Source organism: Qipengyuania sp. (genome assembly GCF_048550555.1).
In the GTDB taxonomy this organism is placed as follows: Bacteria; Pseudomonadota; Alphaproteobacteria; order Sphingomonadales; family Sphingomonadaceae; genus Qipengyuania.
The window spans coordinates 70129-78427 of record NZ_JBLYYF010000028.1 but is presented as its reverse complement, the minus strand read 5'-3'; the positions used below and the strand labels follow the sequence as shown (position 1 = coordinate 78427).

The 8299-nt window shown below is 64.9% G+C and carries 9 protein-coding genes and 1 tRNA gene; 9 read left to right on the top strand and 1 reads right to left on the bottom strand.

The window, feature by feature from the left end:
• Positions 1-87: transfer RNA gene (locus ACN4E0_RS07175), tRNA-Ser, on the bottom strand.
• A gap of 126 nt (positions 88-213) precedes the next feature.
• On the opposite strand from ACN4E0_RS07175, the gene ACN4E0_RS07170 reads away from it, so the two are divergent.
• Genes ACN4E0_RS07170 through ACN4E0_RS07130 form a run of 9 tightly spaced genes read left to right on the top strand, consistent with a single transcriptional unit; the run spans position 214 to position 8245 of the window.
• On the top strand, positions 214-1236 hold the full coding sequence (locus ACN4E0_RS07170; protein WP_419566830.1) for a lytic murein transglycosylase: 1023 nt from the start codon (positions 214-216) through the stop codon (positions 1234-1236).
• Between the two features lie 16 nt (positions 1237-1252).
• On the top strand, positions 1253-2212 hold the full coding sequence (locus tag ACN4E0_RS07165) for an SPOR domain-containing protein (RefSeq protein WP_419566829.1): 960 nt from the start codon (positions 1253-1255) through the stop codon (positions 2210-2212).
• A 34-nt stretch (positions 2213-2246) separates the two neighbouring features.
• A complete protein-coding gene (locus ACN4E0_RS07160; protein ID WP_419566828.1) occupies positions 2247-3407 on the top strand; it encodes a D-alanyl-D-alanine carboxypeptidase family protein in 1161 nt (386 codons plus the stop codon).
• Positions 3404-4039 (top strand): dTMP kinase, encoded by a 636-nt coding sequence (tmk, locus tag ACN4E0_RS07155; protein WP_419566827.1) that lies wholly within the window; start codon positions 3404-3406, stop codon positions 4037-4039. Before ACN4E0_RS07160 ends, tmk begins: the two co-directional genes overlap by 4 nt.
• Complete coding sequence (locus ACN4E0_RS07150; protein ID WP_419566826.1) at positions 4036-4989, top strand: DNA polymerase III subunit delta'; 954 nt, start codon at positions 4036-4038, stop codon at positions 4987-4989. The genes tmk and ACN4E0_RS07150 overlap by 4 nt, the downstream gene beginning before the upstream one ends.
• Positions 4982-6541: a methionine--tRNA ligase gene (gene metG, locus ACN4E0_RS07145; protein WP_419566825.1), complete on the top strand. Its 1560-nt coding sequence runs from the start codon at positions 4982-4984 to the stop codon at positions 6539-6541. Before ACN4E0_RS07150 ends, metG begins: the two co-directional genes overlap by 8 nt.
• Positions 6541-7317: a TatD family hydrolase gene (locus ACN4E0_RS07140; protein ID WP_419566824.1), complete on the top strand. Its 777-nt coding sequence runs from the start codon at positions 6541-6543 to the stop codon at positions 7315-7317. The genes metG and ACN4E0_RS07140 overlap by 1 nt, the downstream gene beginning before the upstream one ends.
• A complete protein-coding gene (locus tag ACN4E0_RS07135) occupies positions 7314-8081 on the top strand; it encodes an MBL fold metallo-hydrolase (protein WP_419566823.1) in 768 nt (255 codons plus the stop codon). The genes ACN4E0_RS07140 and ACN4E0_RS07135 overlap by 4 nt, the downstream gene beginning before the upstream one ends.
• Entirely contained in the window at positions 8078-8245 is a 168-nt protein-coding gene (locus ACN4E0_RS07130; RefSeq protein WP_419566822.1) for a hypothetical protein, read from the top strand. The genes ACN4E0_RS07135 and ACN4E0_RS07130 overlap by 4 nt, the downstream gene beginning before the upstream one ends.
• Positions 8246-8299: the final 54 nt, after the last annotated feature.

Sequence of the window (8299 nt, the reverse complement as noted above, 5' to 3'; positions counted from 1 at the left end):
CGGAGAGGGTGGGATTCGAACCCACGAAGGGCTTGCACCCTTGCCGGTTTTCAAGACCGGTGCATTCAACCGCTCTGCCACCTCTCCGCGAGCGCGGGGCTAGCTAGGCATTTCCCCCGGACTTGTCACGTTTTTCCGGGAACGACGATGGTTGATGCATGGTACAAGACGAATGACACTTGCCGTTAAGCCAGCCTCTGCGACAATTAGACCATGAAATTTCGACGCTTCTTCGCCACTCTCGGGGCCTTGGCCCTGACCTTCCCTGCTGTCCCGGCCGCTGCCCAGTCCGGCCTGGATTTCGACAGCTATCTCCAGATCCTGATTGCCCGCGCACGCGCCGAGGGCGTCAGCGACGCGACGCTCGCGCGGATGACCGCAGGTCTCGAACCCAGCGACCGGATCATTTCGCTAGATCGCAGCCAGCCCGGTTCGTCGAGCGGAACCGGCTATCCCCCGCTCGCGCCCTATATCGCCTCGCATGTCGATGCCGCGCGAATCCGCGGTGGCCGCGATGCGCGCGCCAGCTGGTCGGACTCGCTCCGCTCGATCGAACGCGAATATGGCGTGCCGGGAGAAATCCTGGTGGCGATCTGGGGCCACGAAACGGCCTATGGCGCGGTCAAGGGCGGGTTCGACCTGTCGCAGGCACTGGCTACGCTGGCCTGGGAAGGCCGCCGCCGCGAGCTGTTCGCGAGCGAATGGGTCGCGCTGATGAAGGTCGCGGACAAGGGTTATTCGCGCAGCGATCTCAAGGGCAGCTGGGCCGGTGCCTTCGGCAATCCGCAATTCCTCCCCTCGGTCTATCTCCGCCTCGCGGCCGACGGCAACGGCGATGGCCGCGCCGACATCATGCACAGCAGCGCCGACACGCTGGCTTCGATCGCCAACTACTTCCGCGACGCCGGCTGGCGCTCTGGCCAGCCATGGGGTGTGCGCGCCTACATCCCCTCGGGCTTCGATGTCTCGGCCTATCGCTCGCCCATCGTCGCCCCGACCTGTTCGCGCGTCCACGAACGCCACAGCGTGTACAAGACGGTACGTCAGTGGCGCGACCTCGGCATCCAGCCTCAGCGGGTAATCGGCGACGATGTGCTGGCGACGCTGTTCCAGCCCGACGGGCCGGGAACGCCTGCCTGGCTGTTAACCTCGAATTATCGGGTCATTCTCGAATATAACTGCTCGAACTATTACGCGATGAGTGTGGGGCTGCTGGCCGATGAAATTGCCAATTAGGGTTCTTGCCACGGCCATGTCGGGCCTCGGGTTGCTGACGCTGGGTGCCTGCGCGAGTTCGGCGAAGCCGACGCCCGGTGCCGTCGCGCCCGTGCAGACGACCGGCCCGGCGGCGGACTATCCCGTGGTGATCGGCGACCCGTTCACGATCGACGGCACCACCTATACGCCGGTCGACACGATGAATTACGATCGCGTGGGGTATGCGACCGCAGATCGGGGCTCCGTCGGCGTCACCGGGTCGCACCGCACGCTGCCGCTCCCCAGCTATGTCGAGGTCACGGCACTCGATACCGGGCGCACCATTCTCGTGCGACTCGAGCGCCGCGGTCCGATGACGAACGATCGGCTGCTCGGCCTGTCCGATGCCGCACTCGCTCAATTGGGCGTGGGCGAGGGCGCCCCGATCCGCATGCGGCGGGTCAACCCGCCCGAGGAGCACCGTGCCGAGCTGCGCGCCGGCCGGGAAGCGCCGCCGCGCATGGAGACTCCCCAGGGATTGCTCGAAGTGTTGAAACGGCGTCTCCCCGAGCAGGGATCCGCTCCGCTCGCCGATCCGCGCCAGTCCGAAGTGAGCGGGACCGCCCCCAGCGCTGAAGCGATCGCCAGGCTCGATCCAAACGAGGAGGCCGCTGTGGAGCCGAAGCCCGAAGAGCCCGAGGAGCAGCCCGCACCACCGCCATCGGAGGGGCCGGGCGGCCCCGAATTGGCCGACGCCTTCGAAGGAGGTCCGGCACGCGCGCCGCTGATGGTCCCTGTCGCAGAGGAAGGGAAGTTCGTCGTCCAGCTGGGTGCTTTCTCGGTCCGTGCCAATGCCGAAAAGCTGGCGCGCGACGTGCAGGGGAGCATAACCACCAGCGGTTCGCTCGCCATCGTGCGCGTCGGCCCCTTCGCAACCCGTGGACAGGCCGAGGAGGCGCTCGCCAAGCTGCGTGCGCGCGGTTATAGCGACGCCCTGATACGAACACTCGACTGACACGCCGTGGCTCCCGCCCGGCACGGGAGCACAATTGCGTAACCGTCTGATTTCGCTGGCTGCGCTGACAGCCGCTCTGATTTCATCTCCGCTCGGGGCGAAGGACGCGACAGAGCCTTCGATCCCGAACGAGGACGACGCACCGATCGCCTATATGATCGACGCTGCGAGCGGGCAGGTGCTCTACCAGCGCGATGTCGACCGCCGGTTCATGCCCGCCTCCATCACCAAGGTGATGACGACCTTCCTCGCCTTCGAGTGGATGGAGGATGGGAGGCTGTTCCCGCAGCAGGTCTATGGCGTTCGTCCCGAGACATTCCGCCAATGGCACCGCAAGGGATCGACGATGTTCCTGCCCGCCGATGCGCGGGTGACGGTCGACGACCTGCTTCACGGCATCACCACGGTGTCGGCCAACGATGGCGCCGTCGTACTCGCCGAAGGCGCTGCGGGCACGGTCGAGGACTGGGTCGCCGCGATGAATGCCAAGGCGCGCGAGATCGGCATGACCAATTCGCATTACGGCACGCCCAATGGCTGGATGGACGAGGGCAGGACCTTCGTCACCGCGCGCGATCTCGGCACGCTGGCACGGGCCATGGTCTCGCGCCACCCCTCGAAATATCGCCATTTCGTCGGCGCCAAGGGTCTCAAGTACAATGGCATCGAACAGCGCAATCACGATCCCATTTCGGGGGTCGTGAAAGGGGCGGACGGGATCAAGACCGGGTTCACCAACCAGGCCGGCTACGGCTTCCTGGGATCGGCCAAGCGAAACGGCAGGCGGCTGATCATGGTGGTCGCGGCAAGTCCCACCGGGCGCGCCCGCAACCGCGCGGCGCGCAGTTTCATCGAATGGGGATTCAAGAGCTTCGACAGCCGGACGCTGTTCGCCGAGGGCGCACGTGTCGCCAGCGCGCGGGTCCAACAGGGAGGTGCGGCGCAGGTCGGACTGGCCGCGAGGGGCCCGGTACGGATTTCGATTCCGAAGGGGCGATCTCCCACGGTGTCGCTGACCTTGCGCTACGAAGGGCCGTTGCAGGCTCCGATCGCCAAGGGCGAGGAAGTGGCGGAACTGGTGGTCTCGATCGACGGCATGCCCGAGCATCGCGTGCCGCTGGTCGCGCGCGAGGAAGTGCTCGAGGCGACCCCGGTGCAGCGCGTGTTCAACGCGCTGCGGAGCTGGGTAACGTGACGCGAGGCCGCTTCATCGCCTTCGAGGGCGGCGAGGGCATGGGCAAGTCGACCCAGGCACGCCTGCTCGCAGAGGCACTGCGCGAGCAGGGGAGGGAGGTCGTCCTGACCCGCGAACCGGGCGGCACTCCGGGCGCCGAGGCGATCCGTGACCTGCTGCTGGCACCTCCCGGCGAAGGATGGACTCTCGAAGCCGAAGCGCTGCTCTTCGCCGCCGCGCGCGCCGACCATGTGGCGCGCCGAATCAGGCCCGCGCTGGATCGCGGCGCGTGGGTCGTCTGCGACCGGTTTCTCGATTCGAGCCGGGCCTATCAGGGCATCGCCGGCGGCCTCGGAGACGAGCGGGTCCGGGCGCTGCACGATATCGGCAGTGCAGGCCTGCTGCCCGACCTCACCATCGTCATCGACGCACCGGGCGAAACCGTCGCCGAGCGCCTTAGCCGACGCGATGGCGACAGTAGCGACGCGATCGGCGGCCGGGCGGCGGACTATCACGCCAGCGTCAACGCCTCCTTCCTCGATTTCGCGCGCTCGGAACCGCACCGTTTCGCGGTGATCGAGGGAACCGGGTCGGTGGAAGAGGTGCACGCGCGCGTCGTCGAGGCGGCGACGCATTTGTGGGCGGCGTCGTGAACCTTCTCGGTCACGAGCCGGCCTGGCGCGAATGGCGCAAGGCCATGGCGGGCGAGCGGATGCACCATGCCTGGCTGCTGGCCGGCCGGCGCGGGCTCGGCAAGGCGAGTTTCGCCCAGGCGGCGGCGCGCGAACTGGTCGGCGCCGCGCCGGGCGATAGCGGGCACCACCCCGACATCGTCACGCTGACCTACGGCGCGAAGGACGACAAGGAAGAGCGCAAACGCGCCGATGGCAAGCCGTTCGAACTCGCCCGCAGCATCCGCATTGCGCAGATCCGTGCGATGCAGGCCCGTCTCGGTACGAGACCCACGCTGGGCGAGAAACGGGCGATCATCATCGATCCCGCCGACGATCTTGAGCGCAATGCGGCCAACGCCCTGCTCAAGAGTCTCGAAGAGCCCCCGCGCGGGACCTATTTCCTGCTCGTCGCGCATAGTCCGGCGCGGCTGTTGCCGACTATCCGCTCGCGCTGCCGCGTGCTGCGCTTCCCGACCGTCTTGGACGTCGAAATGAACCGCCTGCTCGGCGAGATGGCCCCCGGCGCGGACGATGCGACCCGTGCGGCGGCGATCATGGCCGCCGCCGGTTCGCCCGGCGCGGCGCTGGAATTCGTCGAACTGGAACTGGGCAAGGTGGCCCAGGCGATGCGGCAGATCCTCGATCGGGGCGATCCCGATTTTCACCTGCGGGGTGCGCTGGCCGGGCTGATCGGCGCGCGACCGGATCGCGACAGGATCCGCGCAATCCTCGAACTCGCACGCTCGGTCGTGGCGCACCGCCTCGATGCGGCACTCCCCGATCCGCGGCCGATCATCGACACGCATAGTGAACTGGTGCGACTCACAGGCGAGCAGCCGACCTACAATTTCGATGCCGGATTGCTCGCCATGGAAATCGGCACCTTGCTCGCCAAGGCCGCTACGGCTAGCGAGCGGGCCGATGGCTGAACCCTATTACCTTACCACCGCGATCCACTATCCCAACGGCAAGCCGCATATCGGCCATGCCTACGAGACGATCGCCGCCGATGTGATCGCGCGTTTCCAGCGTCTGCGCGGACGCGAGGTGCGCTTCCAGACGGGCACCGACGAGCACGGGCTGAAGATGGCCCAGAAGGCGCGCGAACTGGGCAAGACCCCACGCGAGCTTGCGGATGAAATGTCCGGATATTTCAGGGAATTGTTCGATGTACTGAACATCTCCTATGATCGGTTCATCCGGACCACGGATGACGATCACCACCGCGCGAGCCAGGCCATCTGGACAGCGATGGAAGAGAAGGGCGACCTCTATCTCGACCGCTACGAAGGCTGGTACTCGGTCCGTGACGAGGCCTATTACGACGAGAAGGAACTGATCGAGGGCGAGGGGGGCGAAAAGCTCTCCCCGCAGGGCACGCCGGTCGAATGGACCGAGGAGGAGACCTGGTTCTTCCGCCTCTCGAAATATGCCGAACCGCTGCTCGAATTGCTGAACACACCCGGCTTCCTCGAACCCGCGAGCCGGCGCAACGAAATGGTTGCCTTCGTCGAGCGCGGCCTGCAGGACCTTTCGGTCAGCCGCACGAGCTTCGACTGGGGCGTCAAGGTTCCGGGCAGCGCCGGGCACGTCATGTATGTCTGGGTCGACGCGCTGACCAATTACCTCACCGGCGTCGGCTATCCCGACGGCGGCGAGATGTGGGAGAAGTTCTGGCCCGCCGATCTCCACCTGATCGGCAAGGACATCGTCCGCTTCCACACGATCTACTGGCCCGCCTTCCTTATAAGCGCCGACCTGCCGCTGCCGAAAAAGGTTTTCGGGCACGGATTCCTGCTCAATCGCGGGGTCAAGGAATCCAAATCGCTCGGCAATGTGACCGATCCGATGGAACTGGCCGAGCGCTTCGGCGTGGACGCGCTGCGCTATTTCCTGCTCGCCGAGGTCACTTTCGGACAGGATGGCAGCTATTCGGCGGAAGCGCTTGTAAACAAGGTGAATGCCGAGCTAGCGAACAGCTTCGGCAACCTCGCGCAGCGCACGCTGTCGATGATTTCGAAGAACATGGACGGCAAGCTCGAAAGCTTTGAGTCCAATGCTGACGATGACAAACTTGCGCAGACCGTAGCAATAGCTTGCAGTACGGAACTGCCGCGGGAGTTCGAAAAGCTGAATTTCTCGATCGGGATCGAAGCCTGGCTCCGGGCCGTTTATGCCTGCAATGCCTATGTCGATGAACAGGCGCCCTGGGCGCTCAAGAAAACCGATCCGGAGCGGATGAAAGCCGTGCTCCAGACGCTGTTTATCGCCATCCGCGATCTCGCCATCGCCATCCAGCCCGTGGTGCCCGAAAAGGCCGGTGCCGTGCTCGACCAGCTCGGCGTCAGCGTAGAAAGCCGCACCTATGCCGACCTTGCCGATGCCGGATGGTTCGTCGCGCTCGTTGCCGCAGGCCACACGATCGACAAGCCGACGCCGGTGTTCCCGCGGCTCGAACTGCCGAGCGAGGAGCCAGCCTGATGCTGGTCGATAGCCATTGCCATCTCGAATACGAGGGCCTGGTCGAGAATCAGGCGGCTGCGCTCGACCGGGCGCGCGTGGCGGGAATCGAGGCCTTCCTCAACATCTCGACCAGGCGCGCCGAATGGGCGCAGGTCGTCGGGACCGCGCAAGCCAGGGGCGATGTGTACGCCAGTGTCGGCATCCATCCGCACAATGCGGACGATCATCTCGACCTCACGCGCGAGGAACTGCTCGCCGCTACGCGCGATCCCAAGGTGATCGGCATCGGCGAGACCGGGCTCGATTACTATTACGACCATTCCGATCGCGCGGCGCAGCAGCGGCTGTTCCGGCTCCACATAGACGTGGCGCGCGAGGTGCAACTGCCGGTCATCATCCACACGCGCGATGCCGAGGAGGATACGCTGGCGATCCTCGAGGACGAGCTGGGGAAGGGGGCTTTCCCCGCGCTGATCCACTGTTTCACCGCCTCGGCCGAATTCGGCAGGCAGGTCCTCGATCTCGGCCTGTCGGTCTCGATATCGGGAATCGTGACCTTCAAGAGCGCGCGCGACCTGCAGGATTTCGCGAAGGATATCCCGCAGGAGCGGCTGCTGGTCGAAACCGACAGCCCGTTCCTGGCGCCCGTCCCGCACCGCGGCAAGCCGTGCGAACCGGGTTTCGTACGCGATACGGCGCAATTCCTCGCCGAACTGCGGTCCGAGCCGCTCGACGAGCTCGCGCGCTACACGACCCGGAATTTCTACACGCTCTTCAGCAAGGCGGCGGCGTGAAGCTGTTGATGCTCGGCTCGGGCACCTCCACCGGAGTGCCGCGGATTGGAAACGACTGGGGCGAATGCGATCCCCATGAGCCACGCAACCGTCGCAGCCGGGTGTCGATCATCGTCGAGAACGATGCCGGCCAGAAGATCCTGGTCGATACCTCGACCGATCTTCGAGCGCAGTTGCTCGCCAACGATGTCGATAAGGTCGACGCAGTGTTCTGGACGCATGACCATGCCGACCATTGTCATGGTATCGACGATCTGCGGGTCATGCGTTACGACCGCTCCAATCCGCTACCGGGTTTCGCAAGCAAGATCACCTGTGAGAGGCTGCGCCGACGCTTTGACTACGTGTTTGAAGGTCAGTTCGGCTATCCGACGATCGTCGGACTCAAAGATATCGAGGCAGCACAATTGGTTGCGGGGTTTTCCTTCGATCATGTCGAAATGCCGCACGGGCCAGTCACGAGCACCGGTTTCCGCTTCGAGGCCGACGGCAAGTCGATCGTCTATGCGACCGATTTCAGCGAGATTACCCCGGCAATGGTACGCTGCTTCGAGCGGGCCGATATTCTCGTCGTCGATTGTCTTCGCCGGCGGCCGCATCCGACGCATGCGCACCTCGACATGGCGCTCGATCTTGCGCGCAAGGCCAAGGTACGGCGGACCGTGCTGACCCATATGGACAAGAGCATGGACTACCACAGCCTCTGCGCCGAAGTTCCCGACCATGTGACGGTTGGCTACGACGGGTTGGAATTGGCTGCATGAGCGAACACCAGCTGGTCTCGCTCGTTTCGCTAGTCGGCTTCCTGATCCTGATCAGCGCAGGATTTCGTACGCGCAATGTCGGCTGGAAGAAGGGCTTCTATATGGCGGGGGCATGGGCCGGGATTTTTGCGGTGATCATCCTGTTCATCGACGCGGTGCGCTGAAAGCAGCCTGCTTCTCATTTAACATAATATATATTATCGCACTGGCATTGGGAA

Excerpts from the sequence above, each read along its gene's own strand:
- ACN4E0_RS07170 (WP_419566830.1), top strand. The coding sequence starts at position 214 with ATGAAATTTCGACGCTTCTTCGCCACTCTCGGGGCCTTGGCCCTGACC.
- ACN4E0_RS07165 (WP_419566829.1), top strand. The coding sequence starts at position 1,253 with ATGTCGGGCCTCGGGTTGCTGACGCTGGGTGCCTGCGCGAGTTCGGCG.
- metG (WP_419566825.1), top strand. The coding sequence starts at position 4,982 with ATGGCTGAACCCTATTACCTTACCACCGCGATCCACTATCCCAACGGC.
- ACN4E0_RS07140 (WP_419566824.1), top strand. The coding sequence starts at position 6,541 with ATGCTGGTCGATAGCCATTGCCATCTCGAATACGAGGGCCTGGTCGAG.
- ACN4E0_RS07130 (WP_419566822.1), top strand. The coding sequence starts at position 8,078 with ATGAGCGAACACCAGCTGGTCTCGCTCGTTTCGCTAGTCGGCTTCCTG.